The organism is Streptomyces sp. NPDC052236 (assembly GCF_044548015.1).
In the GTDB taxonomy this organism is placed as follows: domain Bacteria; phylum Actinomycetota; class Actinomycetes; order Streptomycetales; family Streptomycetaceae; genus Streptomyces.
Genome location: NZ_JBIUBL010000026.1, coordinates 39076 through 54689, shown reverse-complemented (window position 1 = coordinate 54689; position 15614 = coordinate 39076). Strand labels below are relative to the sequence as shown.

The following is a 15614-nucleotide window of genomic DNA, read 5'->3' as shown; positions in this document are numbered from 1 at the left end:
GAAGGTACGGCCACATGCGACAGAACCTGCTCTTCAACTCCGCGCACCGCGGGTTCTACCTGGGGATGATGTTCCGGCAGGCTGCCTCCCAGCACTCCGACGTCTCCGTCACCCTCGACCGGCCGCTGGACGTGAGCCCCGACTCCGGCCTCGCCCTCAGCTACTCCGTGCTGGCCGATCTCGTGGACGAGCTGTCCGGCCGGCTGTGGGCGGCCGGGATCCGGCCGACGGAACGGGTGGTGATTCATAAGTCGGACAACTTCGACATTGTGCTGCTGACCTGTGCCGTGGCCCGTATCGGCGCGGTCCCGGCCCTGCTGTCGCCCGGTCTGGACGGCACCGTCGTCGGTGAACTGCTCGGCCGGCTGCGGAAGCCCTGGCTGATCACGGACCGCGCCAAGCTGGAGGGACCGCTGCTGAGCGCGAAGGTCGACGTATCAGGTCTCGTACGGGAGACACTGACCATCGGCCCCGCCCCGACTCCGGCCTCCACCGCTTCCGCCGGCGCCGTGCCTCTGGACCAGTACGAAGGTGCCCCGCCGCACGGGCCGGTACGGCTGCATCCCCGCGAACCCTCTCTGATCACCCACAGTTCGGGTACTACCGGAATTCCCAAGCTGGCCGTGCACTGCGCGAACACGATGTGGAACCGGCTGGTGCCGCAGAAGGCGATGGGCTGGCCGACCCGCGGCGAGACCGCGGCGCTGCACATGTCCTTCGTCCACTCCCGCTTCTACCATCTGCTGGGCGTGCTGCTGCACTTCGGCAGCCCGCTCGTGATGATCGTCGATCCGGACCCGGCCGGCGCCGGACCGCTGCTCGCCAAGCACCGCCCCGGCATTGTCGAGACGCACCCCAACACCTTCGTGCTGTGGGAGGAGTTGGCCGACGCACCCGGTGCGCCGCTGGCACACGTCCGCTCCTACGGCAGCACCTTCGACGCCATCCACCCGCGTACCGTGCAGCGCCTGCTCGGCGCTTCCCGCAGGCGCGCGCCGTGGCTCATCCAGCTGTACGGGCAGAGCGAGACCGGGCCGGTCGCGTTCCAGTGGTTCACACGGCGCAGTGCGGCACGGGCGGACGGCCGCCGTGTGGGTACCGCGATACCCGGTTTCACCCGGGTCCGCGTCGTCGCCGACAGCACCGGAAAGCGTGCCGAGCCGGGGACGCCCGGCCGTATCGAGGCCCGCACCCGGGGCAGGATCCTCGCCTACTTCGGCGCCCGGAAGCAGTACGACGACCAACTCCGGGACGGCTGGTGGCAGATGGGTGACATGGGCTATCAGAGCCGCTGGGGCGGGCTCCATCTGATCGACCGGGAGATCGACCAGATCGATTCCATGGACAGCAACCTGGAGGTCGAGGACGTGCTGATGTCGCGTCTTGAGGAGCTGCGTGAGGTCGTCATCGTGGCAGGCGCGGACCGGGAGCCGGTTCCGGTGGTGTGCGTACGGGGCGACCGGCCCCTCGAAGCGCGGCGGTGGGAGAAGGCCACGGCGGATCTGCCCGCGATGGCCGCCCCGTTGCAGTGGCGGTTCGAGGATCTGCCGATGACCTCCACCTGGAAGATCAAACGGGTGGAGCTCACGCGCCTGCTGACTCAGCGGGACGCCCTCGCGGTCACGGCCGTCCCGGCCGCTACGGGCCGGGTAGCGAGGTGACCCCCGTCCTCGTGGTGGGAGCCGGTCCTGTGGGCATGGCCGCCGCGCTGGCGGTACGGGCGACCGGCCTGCCGGTCACCGTGCTGGAGGCGGATCCGAAGGGCCGGGAACGGCCCGGCAGCCGGGCGCTGTTCGTACACCGGGAGACGCTTCAGCTGCTCGACGGGATGCGGCCGGGGCTCGCTGCCGAGATCACATCGTACGGACAGACCTGGCACACGAAGCGCACCCTGTACCGGGGACGCGAAGTGTACGCGCGCTCCTTCCCCTCAACCTCTGTCGGCCTGCCGCCGTTCACCAGCCTGCGCCAGGTCGACACCGAACGGTTTCTGCTCGCCGCCTGCGAATCGGCCGGAGTGGACTTCGCATGGGGCGCGGAGGTGAACCGGGTACGGGTGACCGACGACACCGGCCCGGTCGTACTGACCACCGAGGACGGCCGGAGCTGGACCGGCAGTCATGTCATCGCCGCCGACGGCGCCCGCTCGGCGGTGCGGCGGGAGCTGGGCATCCCCATGGAGGGCACGCATGCGAGCGGATTCCACGTCGTCGTGGACGTCGCCGACATCCCGGGCGCCGAACTGCCGCGCGAGCGGGTGTTCCACTACGAGCATCCCGGGGTCGGCGGACGCAGTGTGATGCGCGTGCCCTTCACCGGGGGCTTCCAGGTCGACCTCCAGTGCCGCGACGACGACCCCCGCGCGTTCTTCGGGACCGAGGAGGCGGTACGGAGCTGGCTGCCGGATGTCGTGGGTGAGGGCTACTCCGACCGGATCCTGTGGGTGTCGACGTACCGCTTCCTGCGCAAGGTCGCGGCTGACTTCGCGGATCCGCGGCGCAGGATCCTGCTCGTGGGCGAGGCCGCGCATCTCTTCCCGCCCTTCGGCGCCCGTGGAATGAACAGCGGCATCGCGGACGCCGCTGCGGCGGCTGAGGCGGTGGCCGCGGGGACGGTGGAGGCGGTCGGCTACTTCGCCGCGACCCGGCGGGTGGCGGCGCTGTTCAACAGTGCCGCCGCCGGTGCGGCCCTGGAACATCTGCGGCCACAGCGGCGCATCGTACGGGCCAAGCAACGCGCGGCTGCGGTGCTCGCCCCCGTGGTGCCATGGTGCGGCGAGTGGCTGGAGCAGGCCCCGTACGGACCACGGCACGGCTCTTCTGCCGGCGCGGGCCGGAAATACTGAGGGCCCGGACATACCGAGCACAGAGCACCGAACACCAAGAGGAGGCACGAGCCCGGCATGACAACAGCAACGACTGCGGAACGGCTTCTGGCCTGGAATCCGGGCCATGGCCTGGCCCCCATGGAAGACCCGTCGTCGGACATCCGGCTCCTGGTCGCGGACTCATGGCTGGTCCGCGACGGCCGGGTACGCGGGCTGACCCGCCACCGGGAGCGGTTTCTGCACGCCTGCGTCGACGCCGGCGGACCGCCCTTGGAGCAACTGACCGATTTCTGGCGGGATATGACCGCCGCGCTGCCGCGTGGCGAGGGCGCGTGGTTTCCGCGCGTCGAACTCGTCCCCGGCGGCCGGCAGCTCCAGTTGCGGCTACGGCTGCGCGCCGCGCCTGCCCTCGCCCCGGGGGTACGGGTGTGGGCGGCGGGCCAGCCCGACCCGAGAACCGTCCCCCGCCGCAAGGGCCCGGACCTGGCCGTCCTCGCCCGCGTGCGCCGCCTGGCGTCGATTTCCGGCCGGGGCGCCGAGGAAGCGGTGCTGACCACACCGTCCGGCCTGGTGCTGGAGGGGGCAACGTCCAGCGTGCTGTGGTGGGAGGACCAGACCTTGTGTCTGCCCTCGCCGGCACTGCCGATCCTGGCCGGGGTCACCACCGGGCTCATCCAGGCACGGGCGGCGCAGTCCGGTATCCGTCTCGTCCACCGCGAGCGGAGCGTGGAGGATCTCGACGGTCGTGAGGTGTGGCTGGTCAACGCCCTGCACGGGATCCGCCCCGTGACCGACTGGTCGGGGACGGGGACGGGCACCGGGCGGCCTATGCGAGCGGGACCCGCATCGCACGCGGCCGAATGGCGGAAGTGGCTGCAGGACATCATGGAGCCGCTGCCCACCGACTGAATACAACCAAGAATCGAGGTTTCCCGGGGAGCGCCGGGAAAAAATACAAGAGACGCGCCGGGCCGAATGCAGTGGCCCGGCGCGAAATCTCGTTTTTCAATGCTCGGTCTGTCCTGTCAGCCTGCCCTATTGGACTTCTTTTGGAGCGGGCTGATAACCCCCCGGCGCCATACGGGTTGCTATCGCGATGCGGTTGTAGGCGTTGATGACGGTGGCCGCCCAGATCAGTGCCGCAAGCTGGGCCTCGTCGAAGACTTCGGCGGCCTCGCGGTAGACCGCGTCCGGGACCTGACCGTCGTGGACCAGGGTCACCGCCTCGGTCAATGCGAGGGCGGCGCGCTCTCGTTCGGTGAAGAACGGCGTCTCGCGCCAGGCGTTGAGCGCGTAGACGCGCTGCTCGGTCTCGCCCTGGGCCCGGGCGTCCTTCGTGTGCATATCCAGGCAGAACGCACAGCCGTTGAGCTGCGAGGCGCGAATCCGGATCAGCTCCAGCAGTTCCGGTTCGATCTTGGCGTCAATGGCCGCCGCGACCGCTGCACGGTGGAGGGCGCCCATTGCGCCGGAGACCTGCGGGGTAACTTTTTTGAGGGCTACGCGCGGTGCTGGTTCGCTAATAGTCATACAGACATCCTATTTGCAGACGGCGGGCGGCGGTGGCCGAATGCAAAGAAATATCCGCTACAAAGAAATATCCGCGCCGTGCCCTGGACCCCGTGGGCCAGAGGCTCATGGGGTACCCCGCCTGTGCGCCGATGACAAAGCCGACCACCATCACCTGCATCTTCGTCAGCGACGCCTGAACCACGCGGCGTTCCGCCCGTACCGTCCAAACCATGGATACGAGCCGCACGAAAAGCCGCACGAAGAGACAACGCCAGAAGTGGCGCGGGGCCGTGCTCGCGGGGGTGCTCGCCGTGGCGGCGCCGACGGTGGGCGCCTCGCCCGCCGAGGCGGGCCCGGACCGGTCCACCCCACCGGCCACGCGGGTGGAGACGCCCGTGGCCTCCAGGTCCCCGGTCGCCGGAATCACCGAAACCATGGTCCGCGTCGAGGTGCCGCTCCCCGCGTCGGCGGGCGCGCACCCGGCGGCCTGCGACTGGCTGTCCTATCTGCGCTACCGGAGCAGCGACGGCCCCGCGCGCTCCGCCGACGCGGACAGGATCCTCATCGCCCAGCCGGGCATCCTGGAGGGCGCCGGAGCCTTCGACAGCGTCGCCAGGAACACGCTCACGCGGGCACGCGCGCGTGGCGAGCACATCGAGTTCTGGGCCCTGGACCGGCGGTCCAACTGCCTTGAGGACCGTACGGGCGTCCAGGCGGGCCTGGAATCGGGCGACCCGCACGACGCGGTCGACTACTACTACCGGGGCGCGGCCGTGGACGGGAAGACGTTCCCGGGCTTCCTCACCAACGGGCAGGTGGGCTGGCTGTCCAAGGTCGGCCTGGAACAGACCGTACGCGACCAGTACGACCTGATGGCCGCCGAGCTGCCGTCACAGGCGCTGCGTAAGCAGAAGGCGCTCTGCGGCGGACACTCGCTCGGCGGTGTCGTCACCGGGTTCTTCGCCACCTGGGACTTCGACGGCAACCCCCGGACGACCGCCGACGCCGGGTACAACCAGTGCCGCGGCTACTTCGCCCTCGACACGACCATCTCCACCTCTCTCGACGACCTCCAGGGCAGCCTGCCCAGCGACATCAACCTGCCGGACGTCGGCCTGGGGTACGCCGCCATCGAGGCCGGGCTGAACACCGGGCTGCTGCCCCGTACCGTCTCCGCGCCCGCCGTCATCAACGCCGAGACGATGACACTGCTGTCCCTGGCCGGGCTGTGGGCCACCGTCGCGCCGGACGCCGAATCCGACCTGGCCGCCTCGGTCCCGCCGCAGTTCAACGTGGACGCGACCAACCGGCTGCTCTTCTCCAAGGATCTCGCGACCTTCCTGGCCGGGACGCCGACCGTCGAGGACTTCCGGCTCAGCAACGAGGCCGCGCTCGGGGCGCTGATGGACGACCATTCCGTACCGCTGTCCTTCATCCAGTCCAGCGTCGGCTTCTTCGACGGCGGACCGGTGGCCGACAAGAACTTCCCGGCGGCCAACGGGAGCGCCACCAGCCCGGCCCTCTTCGGCACCGAGTACAAGGCCATACCGGAGAAGCCGCGCGGGCCGCTCTACACCTGGCGCAATTACGACCGGGTGGGCGCCGCCGACGATCCCGGGTACAAGGCGGCGGACGGTACGCCGTACACGTCGGCGGGCAAGGAGGTCACCGACATCCAGGAGCTGGCCCGCAGCCTGTCCGAACAGCCTCTGGATTTCACCGAGAACTACTTCCCGACCAAGCTGGTCACCGATATCCAGCAGGGCGCCTCACCGCAGATCCGCAGGTTCATGGTGCACAAGGACGGCATCACCGCCAATCCCACCATCACGCTGCTCGCCGGAGAGGGCCTGCTGGGCGGCCGTCCGCCGGCCGAGCTGAAACCGGTCGTCGTGCCCGGCTACCAGCACCTGGATGTGCTGACCGCCGCGCCCGTACAGAATGGCGGGAAGCCGGAGCTGGTCTCCGTGAAGCTCGCCGAGTTCGCCGTCACGCGCTGAACTCGTCGCCGGACATGTGAGGTGCCCGGGAGCCGTGGCTCCCGGGCACCTCGATCTGTTGCGGGTCAGACCTTGCCGGCGGCGAAGACAGCCGCCTCGTTCGCGTTCGAGCGGTAGCTCAGATGCGCGAGAGTGTCACCGCCGCCCTGCTCGCAGACGGGGTCGCCCTTCGCGCAGATGTCGAACGTGCGGCTCTGGTATGTGCCTGTGACGCTCTTTCCGATGGACCGGATCGGGTTGCCGAACAGCAGCACCGCGGAGACCTTCGGCTCAAGCTCCTTCGGAATCGTCGCGACGATCGGGCTGCCGACCACCGCTCCCGCGCTGCTGATGCCGATCGAATTGTCGACCACATTCGCGCCCTGCGAATAACCGACGAGAATGAACCGCTGATTGGGGCAGGACGCGGCCTGGCTCCGTACCCGGTTCACGAGTTCGGCATTTCCCTGAGCGGCCGAGGTGAGGCTGAGATCCGCCGGGTAGTCCACGCGGTAGCTGGAGAGAGTCTTGCCGCTGATCCGCTGCCGCAGCGCCGAGTACACCGGATCGCCGACGATCAGGCCGAGCGAGCCCGGCTCGAAGGTGCCGCGGGCCGACAGGACCTCGATGTCCGAGCAGGCGGCCGAGGCGGTGGGAGCGGTCATCGCGACCACCGCCGTGGTGCCCGCGAGGAGCGTGGCCACGACGGAGAGGCGAGTGACTGTTCGCCTGCCGCGGCTCGATAAGGATGAACGCATGGGGGGACTCCTCCGCACGTCATGCGCGGCCATATTGTCCCGGACGGCCGCGCAACCATTGGGATTCCCCGAAGGTAAGCGAGCGCTCAGTCAGAGTGTTATGGAACAGAACAACAAAGCGCGGACGAGATTACGTCCGGAGTTGAGCAAGAGACGCGCGGCTCCCGACATGAACGGATTCTCAGCGGCCCGCCGAAGGCAGCCGGTGAGACGGCGTGGAGGCCGCGGCCTCTCGCACATGTGCCTGCGCCCGTTCGCCACGCTCCTCGCGTACGGAGTCGGCCGCCTGCGCCCGCAGGGCCAGTTCGAGCTCGAAACGGCTCTCCGGATCGCGCAGCCGGTCCCCGAACAGCTTCTCCAGCTGCCGCAGCCGGTAGCGCACGGTCTGCGGGTGGACATGCAGCCGCGCGGCGACGTCCCCGACGCTGTTGCCGCTCTGCAGCCACGCCAGCAGGGTCTCCGCCAGCCGGTCGCGCTGCGGCGCCGACACCGCGGCCAGCGGCGCCAGCACCCGGAGCCCGAGCGCGCGCAGCAGCGGCTCGTCGGCGTACAGCAGCAGCGTCGGCAGGTGGTCGGAGCACCGGACGACGCCGGTGCCGGGCGGCAGCACTCCACGGCGTACGAGGGTCAGGGCCCGCGTCGCCCAGCGCAGCGAGCGCGCGGCCTCGCCGAGCGGCACCGTCGGCCCGATCGCGGCCGGACGCTCCCGCAGCGCCCGTAGCAGCACCCGGCCGCGCGAGGGGCCGGGCCCGTCCGGGTCCGGCACCAGCAGCCTGGCGGGGCGGGCACCGGTGTCGGCGAGGACCCCGGCCGGGAGCAGCATCCCGTCCTCCTCCCGCCCGTCCAACCCGGCCGGCCCGTGGAGCGCGATGACGGCGACGCGCCGCGGCAGCGGCCACCGCGCGGCGTGCGCGAGCTCCTGTACGGCCTCGGGCGAGGCGGGCGGGTCGGCGAGCAGCAGATCAAGGAGGCGCTTGCGGCGCCGCTGCAACTCACCGTCGCCGCGCAGGAGTTCCTCGGTGTGGCCCGTGGTGGCCGCCTCGGCGATTTCGTGCATGTGCACGAACGCCGCCTCGCCCAGCGCCGCTACGATGTGCGGCTCCAGCTTCATGTCCTCCGCCAGCTCGCCCATCCGCCGCCAGGCGACCCTGCTGCCGAGCCGCAGCGCCGCCTGGAGGGTGTCCAGGCTGCGACCCTCGACCGCCTCGCCCCGGCCGATCTGCTGATAGGCGCGGGCGACCCGCTCCCAGCCCCGTCCGGGGTCGGCGATCCGCTCGATGAAGAGGCCCAGGGCGTCCACGACGCCCGATCTCAGCGTGCGCATATACGTGTCGTCGGCGGGGCGGGAGTACTCGGGCACGCACTTCTGTACCTCCCGCTCCACCTCCTCGGCGACGTCATCCAGCGTCCGGCGCATGCGCTCGGTGATCTGTTCAGCGAGTGCGCGCGGTACGGCGGCGAAGGGATCCCTCACGGACACTCCTTCCGCGGGGGCGGCTCGACCCGGGGCGGCTCGGCCGTAGACACTATCCGGTACGGAACGCGGGCGGCCCTGTCTCACCGGTGTCATGGACGGACAGTGGCTCGATCCCGCGCTGTCCGCCGGCGACAACGTCACCCGGGGATGCCCAGACCCCGGGCGAGTACGGGCCAGGAAGCGGTGAACTCCTGCCGCCAGTAGGCCCAGCTGTGCTCGCCGCCGGAGTAGAAGTGTTCGGTGGCCGGTATCCGCCGCAGCTGGAGGAGGGTCGCGAAGGCCCGGCACGCGGGCCACAGCAGGCCTTCCAGCACCCGGGGCAGCAGCTCGTCCCCGCCGCCCGGAGACTGGCCGAACCCGCTGCCGCCCGAGATGTAGAGGGCGGTGCCCTGCAGACCGGCGGCGCGCGCCCGCGGGTTGAAGTCGCGCCAGGTCCAGAAGTCGGCGATCGGGCTGCCCCACAGTGACCGTGGATCCAGGTTCTCCCGGGCGACGATCGCGTCCACGACCGCCGGGATGCCCGGCACGCTGGTGTCGAGGATTCCGCTGTACGAGGCTGCCGCCGTGAACGCGCCCGGATTGCGGGCGGCGTGCGCCATCGCGCCGTACCCTCCGGTCGAGATCCCGGCGACGGCGCGCACCCCCGATGCTCTGAAGCCGCCGCCGAGTACCGCGGGGACCTCCGTGAGCTGGAACTTCTCGTAGTCGGTGCCGTCGCGCCACGTGGAGGGGATGCCGGTGGGACCACCGTCCGGCATGGCGACGATCAGGTTCCGGCCGGCGGTGAACGCCTCGATGTCCGTCTCACGGGTCCATGAGGTGTAGTCGTCGTGCGCGCCGTGCAGCAGATAGAGCACCGGCCAGGTCCGGTCGGGAAGCGCGGCGTACGACGTGGGCAGGATGATCCGTACGGGTGCGGTCCGTCCGAGCGCGGCCGAGGGCACGGCGAGGTCGTAGGCGCGCGCGCTGAGTTGGGTGACGCTCACTCCGGCGGTCGCGGTCGCGGTCGCGTTCGCGCCGAGGGCCGGGCGGGCGCCCGCGACCGCGGCGGCGAAGCCCAGGGCCGTTGCCTTGGTGACGGTCCTGCGGGAGGGGACAAAGGGTTTCATGAGGCTGCGGCTCCTTCGTGAACTGGCGTGAGGGCTCGCGTCAGGTGGGCGGCGATGACCTCGGCGTGCGGCGGGTCGAGCAGCGACAGGTGGTGCCCGGGGACATGGACGACCTCAAGGTCCGGACACACCTCGTCCCAGCCCAGCGCGTCGTCCTCGCGCTCGTAGGCGCGGTCGCGCACGGTGTGCGGGGCCGGTTCGGCGGCCCGGTAGAGGATCACCCGCCCGTCGTGGCGGCCGGGTGTGTGGGACTCGCCGATCCGCAGATCGAGGTACGAAGCCCGCTGGTGCTCCAGGGCGGCGGCCGGGATGTCGGCGATGACGCGCAGTGCCTGGAGTACGAGGTCGACGCGGGCCGGGTCGTCCAGACCGGCCAGTTCGTCGTAGGGCAGGTCGAGCCGCGCGCCGTAGGTGCGGGCGACGTGCTCGGCGAACCCCTCGAAGTACGCCCGTGCGGTGTCCCATTCAGACCGTTCGGCCTGGCCGGGGCGGGGCAGCGGCCGGATGGAGTCGATGAGTACGACGGTGTCCACCCGGCCGCCCCCGGCGGCGAGCAGCCGCGCGGTCTCCTGCGCGAGGAAGCCGCCGAAGGACCAGCCGCCGACGTGGTACGGCCCGTCGGGGCACAGCTCGCGGATGGCCGCCGCGTACTGGCGCGCCTTGGCGCTGACGCTGTCGGCGCTCTCGATCCGGTCCAGGCCGTACACCGGCTGCTCGGGTCCGAGGAGCTCGGTCAGCGGCCGGTAGACGTCGGGGGTGCCGCCCGCGGCGTGGGCCAGGAACAGTGGGGGGCGGCTGCCGCCGGGGCGCAGCGCGCGCAGCGGCGGCGGCGTGCTGTTTTCAGCGGCGGACTGGGCCCGCTTGTTGATGGCGTCTGCGGCGGCTTGTACTGTGCCCGCCAGTAGCAGGTCGCGCAGCGGGGGCGCGACGCCGAACTCGCGTTCCACGGCTGCCCGGATGCGTGTCGCCATGAGGGAGTCCAGGCCGAGGTCTGCCAGCCGGGTGTGCGGAGCGATCTGGCGCGGGAGGTGCCCGGTTACGGCGGCGATATGGCCGATCAGCCACTCGGATGCCCCGAGCGGCACGCTGCCTTGTTCTTGTTGTTCTTGTTGTTCTTGTTGCTCTTGTTCTTCTGTGTGTTCCATCCACCAGTGGCGGGTGTGGCGCCAACGGGACAGCGGTACGTCGCTGACCTCGCCGTCCGGATGCAGCCTGCGTGGCGACAGGGGTTGCCCGGCCACATGCAGGGCGGCGAGGTGACTGCGGAAGGCGAAGGTGGAATCGGTCCCGCGCCGCAGAGTGGGCACGACCAGGGCGTCCGGCACCGTCTCGGCGAGGGGATGCGGCAGCACCGGGTGCGGCGAGACCTCGATGAAGGCGGTGAGACCGTCCGCCCGGGCGGCGGCCACGGCCTGGGCCAGCCGCACCGGTCGCCGTAGATTCGCCGCCCAGTGGGCCGCGTCGCACGCCGTGGCCGCCCTGGGGTCGTCGTACACGGTGGAGTACAGGCGTACGGTCGCGTCGCCCCGGCCCCGTACGTCCGCGAGAGCGGCGGTCAGTTCCGGCAGCAGCGGGTCGACCTGCGGTGAGTGCCCGGCGCCTGTGACAGGCATGGTGCGGACGACGCGCCCGTCCGCGGTGAGCGCACGGTCGAGGCGGGCGACGGCGGCGGCCTCGCCGGTGACGACCTTCTGCCACGGCGAGGAGTGCACGGCCAGATGCACGCCCGGGAAGTCGCGTGGCAGCGCGTCCAGTTCGTCGTCGGTCAGGTCCGTCACCGCCATGGCCCCGCCCCGCAGCGTGGACAGGAGGCGTGACCGTACGGCGATGACGCGCGCGCCGTCGGCGGCGTCGAGCGCTCCGGCGACCACGGCTGCCGCCACCTCGCCCATGGAGTGGCCGATGACGGCGGCGGGCTCTACGCCGTACGACCGCCAGACGTCGGCGAGGGCGACCTGCGTGCCGTACAGCAGCGGCTGGGAGACCTCCAACGGCGTCAGATCGGCTTCGGTGCCATGGGCCAGCAGTTCGTACAGCGAAATGCCGCACGCCGCCGCCAGGGACGGTTCGAATTTCTCCACGGCGGTCGCGAAGGCGGGCTCGGTGTCGAGGAGTTCACGGCCCATTCCGGCCCACTGTGTGCCGTACCCGGAGAACACCCACACCGGGCCGGGGCCGATCAGTCGGCGGTCGTCGGCGGTGACGCGCGGGTCGGGGTGCTGGGCGGCCAGCGCGGCGAGTGCGTCGGCGAGGCCGTCGTGGTCGTGGGCCACGACGGCGGCGCGGGCCGGGCCGCGGCCGGTCCGTCCGGCGAGGGTGCGGCCGAGGTCCGGCAGGCGGGTGGCACGGCCCTGCGGTGTGGCGAGCCAGTCGGCGAGCCGGCCGGCGGTGTCGCGGATCCGTGCCGGGTCGGCGTCGCTGAGCGGGAACAGGGCGGGCGCGGCGGGGGCGGGGACTTGTGCCGAGGGCCCGTACAGGGGGTACGGGGCGGGCTGCCACTCCTCCAGTACGGCGTGGGCGTTGGTGCCGCCGAAGCCGAAGGCGGAGACGCCCGCGGTCGCCGTACCGCTGTAGCGGGGCCAGGGTTCGAGCTCGGTGACCACCCGCAGCCGGGGATCGTCCAGGGCCGGGCGGTCGCAGTGGAGTGAACCGGGGATCACGTCGTGGTGCAGGGCGAGGACGGTCTTGACCAGCCCGGCGATCCCGGCGGCGGCCTCCAGGTGGCCGAGGTTGGACTTGACCGAGCCGAGCAGCAGGGGCTGGTCGGCGTCGCGGCCCCGGCCGAGGACCTCGGCGAGCGCTCCGGCCTCGATGGGGTCGCCGAGGGGGGTGCCCGTGCCGTGGGCCTCGACGTGGTCGACGGTGGCGGGGGCGACGCCGACGCGGGCGTAGACACTCTCCAGCAGGGCGCGTTGGGCGGCGGGGCTGGGCGCCATGAGACCGTTCGAGCGGCCGTCGGAGTTCACAGCCGTGCCCCTGATGAGGGCGAGGACGCGGTCGCCGTCGCGCAGCGCGTCGCTGAGCCGCTTGAGGACGACGGCCGCACAGCCCTCCGCGCGGCCGATGCCGTCCGCGGCGGCGGAGAAGGCCTTGCAGCGGCCGTCGGGCGCGAGCGCGCCCGCCCGGCCGAAGGCGACGGTCACGGCGGGCGAGAGCAGCAGATTGATTCCGGCGGCGAGCGCCGCGTCGCACTCGCCGCCACGCAGCGCCGCGCACGCCTGGTGGACGGCGACCAGCGAGGACGAGCAGGCGGTGTCGACCGCGACGCTGGGGCCGCGCAGGTCGAAGGTGTAGCTGAGCCGGCCGGCCGCGACGCCGGAGGCGGCGCCGGTCGCCGCCCAGGGGTCGACGGCGGCCGGGTCGGCGCCGGTGAGCTGCCCGTAGTCGTGCCCGGAGATGCCGACGAAGACCCCGGTGGGCGTGGCGGCGAGGGAGGCGGCCGAGAGGGCCGCATGGTCCAGGGCTTCGTGCGCGACTTCAAGGAGCAGCCGCTGTTGCGGGTCCATGGCGGCGGCCTCGCGCGGGCTGATGCGGAAGAAGTCGGCGTCGAAGCCGGCGATGTCGTCGAGATAGCCGCCCCATCGGGCGACGGTGGGCGGGGGTTGGGCGAAGCCGCGCCATCGCTGCGGCGGGACGCGGCGTACGGCGTCGGTGCCTTGGGTCAGCAGCCGCCAGTAGTCGGCCGGGCCGTGGATGGCGCCGGGGAGTCGGCAGCCGACGCCGATGACCGCGACGGGTTCGACAGCGGCGGCGGGCGGCTTGTCGGAGGCGGAGGGCTCGGGCGCGCAGCCGTCCTGCGGCGCGGGCGCGCGGGTGGCGAGAAGTGCCACCAGGGCGTCGACGGTGGGCGTCTCCCACAGGAGGGTGGCGGGCAGTGGCTCGCCGGTGATGCGGCCCAGTTCTCCGGCGAGTGCGACGGCGTCGCGGGAGGCCATCCCGAGCTCGGCCAGCGGGCGGTTGCCGGGGATGTCGGAGGCGGGCAGGCCGGACCATGACGCGACCCGTTCGGTGATCAGCCGCCGCAGGCTCGTCGTGTCGGCCCGTTCCGGGTGGTCCAGGTGGTCCGGGTGCTCCGGGTGGTCCGGGTGGTCCGGGTTCATGCCTCGCCTCCGTCGATTGCGTAGGCGCCGTCGAGGTAGCGAGAGCGGGTGAGGGAACGGGACACCTTGCCGCTGGAGGTGCGTGGGATGCCTCTCGGCGGGACGAGTACGACGTCGGCGAGGCGGACGGCATGCCGGGCGGAGACAGCCGCGCGGACGGCTCTGGTGACCTCCGCGGGGTCGCGCTCGGCCGGGAGCAGCCCGCGTCCGTGTTCGGCGACGACCACGGCCGCCTCGGTGCCGGAGGGGCCGGGCACGGCGAAGGCGGCGAGCCGGTCCGGGCGTATGGCCGGGTGCGCGGCCTGGGCGGTGGCTTCGATGTCCTGTGGGTAGTGGTTGCGGCCGTCCACGATGATGAGGTCCTTCAGACGGCCGGTGATCAGCAACTGTCCGTCGAGCACCGTGCCGAGGTCGCCGGTGCGCAGCCAGGTGCCGGGGTGGTCGCGCAGTTCACCGCCGAACGTTGCCCCGCTCTCGTCCTCGCGATTCCAGTACCCGCGGCCGACGTTGGGCCCCTGGACGAGGATCTCGCCGATCTCGCCGTCCGGGAGAGGCATGTCGCCGCCGGGTGCTGCGATCCGTACGCGCTGGCCGATGGGCGCGCCGCAGCCCGCCAGCAGCACCGCCCCGCGATCGCCGGGGCCGGCGGGCAGCGCCTTGCCGCCCGCGAGCGCCTCGCGGTCGAGGGCGTAGCGGCGCGGTTCCGCGCCCGGGCGGTGGGCGGAGACGAAGACGGTGGCCTCGGCGAGTCCGTACGAGGGGCAGTGCACGGTCGCGGACAGTCCCTGGTCGGCGAAGGCGGCGTGGAAGCGGTCGGCGGTCGCGGGCCGTACCGGCTCGCTGCCGTTGATCAGTGCGACAACACGGTCCAGGCGCAGGCCGGTCTTCTCCGGCGCGGTGATCGTGGCGGCGCAGTAGTCGTACGCGAAGTTGGGCGCGGCGCTGATGGCGTGCGGGTGGGTGGAGAGCAGGCGCAGCCAGCGGACGGGCTGCTCAAGGAAGGCGGCCGGGTCCATGAGGACGGACAGCAGGCCGCTGACGACGGGGGCGGCGAGGCTCAGTACGAGACCCATGTCGTGGTAGAGCGGCAGCCAGCCGACGGTGGCGCTGTGGTGGCTCTCGGCACTGTAGGCGGCAAGCGCTTGGCGGGCGTTGGCGACGACATTCGCGTGAGAAATTTCGACGCCGGTGGGAACCCGGGTGGACCCGGAGGTGTATTGAAGGTAGGCCGTGGCTGCTTCGTCCAGGTGAGGCGGGATCCATCCGTCGTCACCCGCCTGGTCGTCGGGGATCAGGTCGGTGATGAGCAGTTGGGGCCGCAGCCCGTGCAGCGCGAGGAAGGCGCGCACGGTCTCGGCGGCGCCGCTGGTGGTGAGGACGACAGCGGGCCGGGCATCGGCGAGGACGGCGGCGAGACGATCGCCATGACCGGGGAGGTCGGGAGTGAACATGGGTACGGCGACGGTGCCCGCGCTGAGCGCGGCGAGGAAGCCGACGACGAAGCCGGGTCCCTGCGGGCAGAGCAGGGCGACGCGTTGGCCGGGGGCGGCGGAGAGGGCCAGCCGCGCGGCGACGGTGCGGGTGCGCTCGGACAGCCGCCGCCAGGTGTGGGTGCGGTGGATACCGCGCGAGTTCGGAAGGGGGTGTTCGACAAAGGTGAAGGCGGGGCGGTCGGGGGTATGGCGTGCCCAGTGATCGAGGTGGGCGGGAAGGGTGGCGGATCCTACGGGTGCTCCTGCTGCTACGGGTGCTCCTGCTGCTCCTGCTGCTCCGGGTAACGGGTTGGGCGTGGGGGTGTCGGGCGCGGGCATGGGGACGGCTCCTCATGTGGCTGGGCGGTTCACAGAAGGGA

The 15614-nt window shown here is 71.8% G+C and carries 10 protein-coding genes; 4 read left to right on the top strand and 6 right to left on the bottom strand.

Annotated elements, in window-relative coordinates; all coding sequences use genetic code 11:
- The first annotated feature begins 14 nt into the window (after positions 1–14).
- From ACIHCQ_RS33545 to ACIHCQ_RS33535, 3 genes are read left to right on the top strand one after another with little or no spacing between them, the layout of a single operon-like run.
- The gene (locus ACIHCQ_RS33545; protein WP_399671050.1) at positions 15–1661 is read left to right on the top strand and encodes a class I adenylate-forming enzyme family protein; all 1647 of its coding nucleotides are present in this window, start codon (positions 15–17) and stop codon (positions 1659–1661) included.
- Positions 1658–2845: an FAD-dependent monooxygenase gene (locus ACIHCQ_RS33540; protein ID WP_399671047.1), complete on the top strand. Its 1188-nt coding sequence runs from the start codon at positions 1658–1660 to the stop codon at positions 2843–2845. The genes ACIHCQ_RS33545 and ACIHCQ_RS33540 overlap by 4 nt, the downstream gene beginning before the upstream one ends.
- 57 nt (positions 2846–2902) lie before the next feature.
- Complete coding sequence (locus tag ACIHCQ_RS33535; RefSeq protein ID WP_399671044.1) at positions 2903–3736, top strand: aminotransferase class IV; 834 nt, start codon at positions 2903–2905, stop codon at positions 3734–3736.
- A gap of 126 nt (positions 3737–3862) precedes the next feature.
- On the opposite strand, the gene ACIHCQ_RS33530 is transcribed toward ACIHCQ_RS33535, so the two are convergent.
- Entirely contained in the window at positions 3863–4357 is a 495-nt protein-coding gene (locus ACIHCQ_RS33530; protein ID WP_399671041.1) for a carboxymuconolactone decarboxylase family protein, read from the bottom strand.
- 212 nt (positions 4358–4569) lie between these two features.
- Between ACIHCQ_RS33530 and ACIHCQ_RS33525 the strand changes: the two genes are divergently transcribed.
- A complete protein-coding gene (locus tag ACIHCQ_RS33525; protein WP_399671038.1) occupies positions 4570–6339 on the top strand; it encodes a hypothetical protein in 1770 nt (589 codons plus the stop codon).
- A gap of 65 nt (positions 6340–6404) precedes the next feature.
- Here ACIHCQ_RS33525 and ACIHCQ_RS33520 read toward each other — a convergent pair whose 3' ends face one another.
- The 5 genes from ACIHCQ_RS33520 to ACIHCQ_RS33500 form a co-directional block, all read right to left on the bottom strand.
- Entirely contained in the window at positions 6405–6983 is a 579-nt protein-coding gene (locus tag ACIHCQ_RS33520) for a cutinase family protein (protein ID WP_399671313.1), read from the bottom strand.
- A gap of 274 nt (positions 6984–7257) precedes the next feature.
- Positions 7258–8493 (bottom strand): PucR family transcriptional regulator, encoded by a 1236-nt coding sequence (locus tag ACIHCQ_RS33515; protein ID WP_399671310.1) that lies wholly within the window; start codon positions 8491–8493, stop codon positions 7258–7260.
- A 197-nt stretch (positions 8494–8690) separates the two neighbouring features.
- A complete protein-coding gene (locus ACIHCQ_RS33510; protein WP_399671035.1) occupies positions 8691–9662 on the bottom strand; it encodes an alpha/beta hydrolase in 972 nt (323 codons plus the stop codon).
- The gene (locus tag ACIHCQ_RS33505; RefSeq protein ID WP_399671033.1) at positions 9659–13762 is read right to left on the bottom strand and encodes an alpha/beta fold hydrolase; all 4104 of its coding nucleotides are present in this window, start codon (positions 13760–13762) and stop codon (positions 9659–9661) included. The genes ACIHCQ_RS33510 and ACIHCQ_RS33505 overlap by 4 nt, the downstream gene beginning before the upstream one ends.
- Positions 13759–15573: a fatty acyl-AMP ligase gene (locus tag ACIHCQ_RS33500; RefSeq protein WP_399671030.1), complete on the bottom strand. Its 1815-nt coding sequence runs from the start codon at positions 15571–15573 to the stop codon at positions 13759–13761. Before ACIHCQ_RS33500 ends, ACIHCQ_RS33505 begins: the two co-directional genes overlap by 4 nt.
- Positions 15574–15614 lie beyond the last annotated feature (41 nt).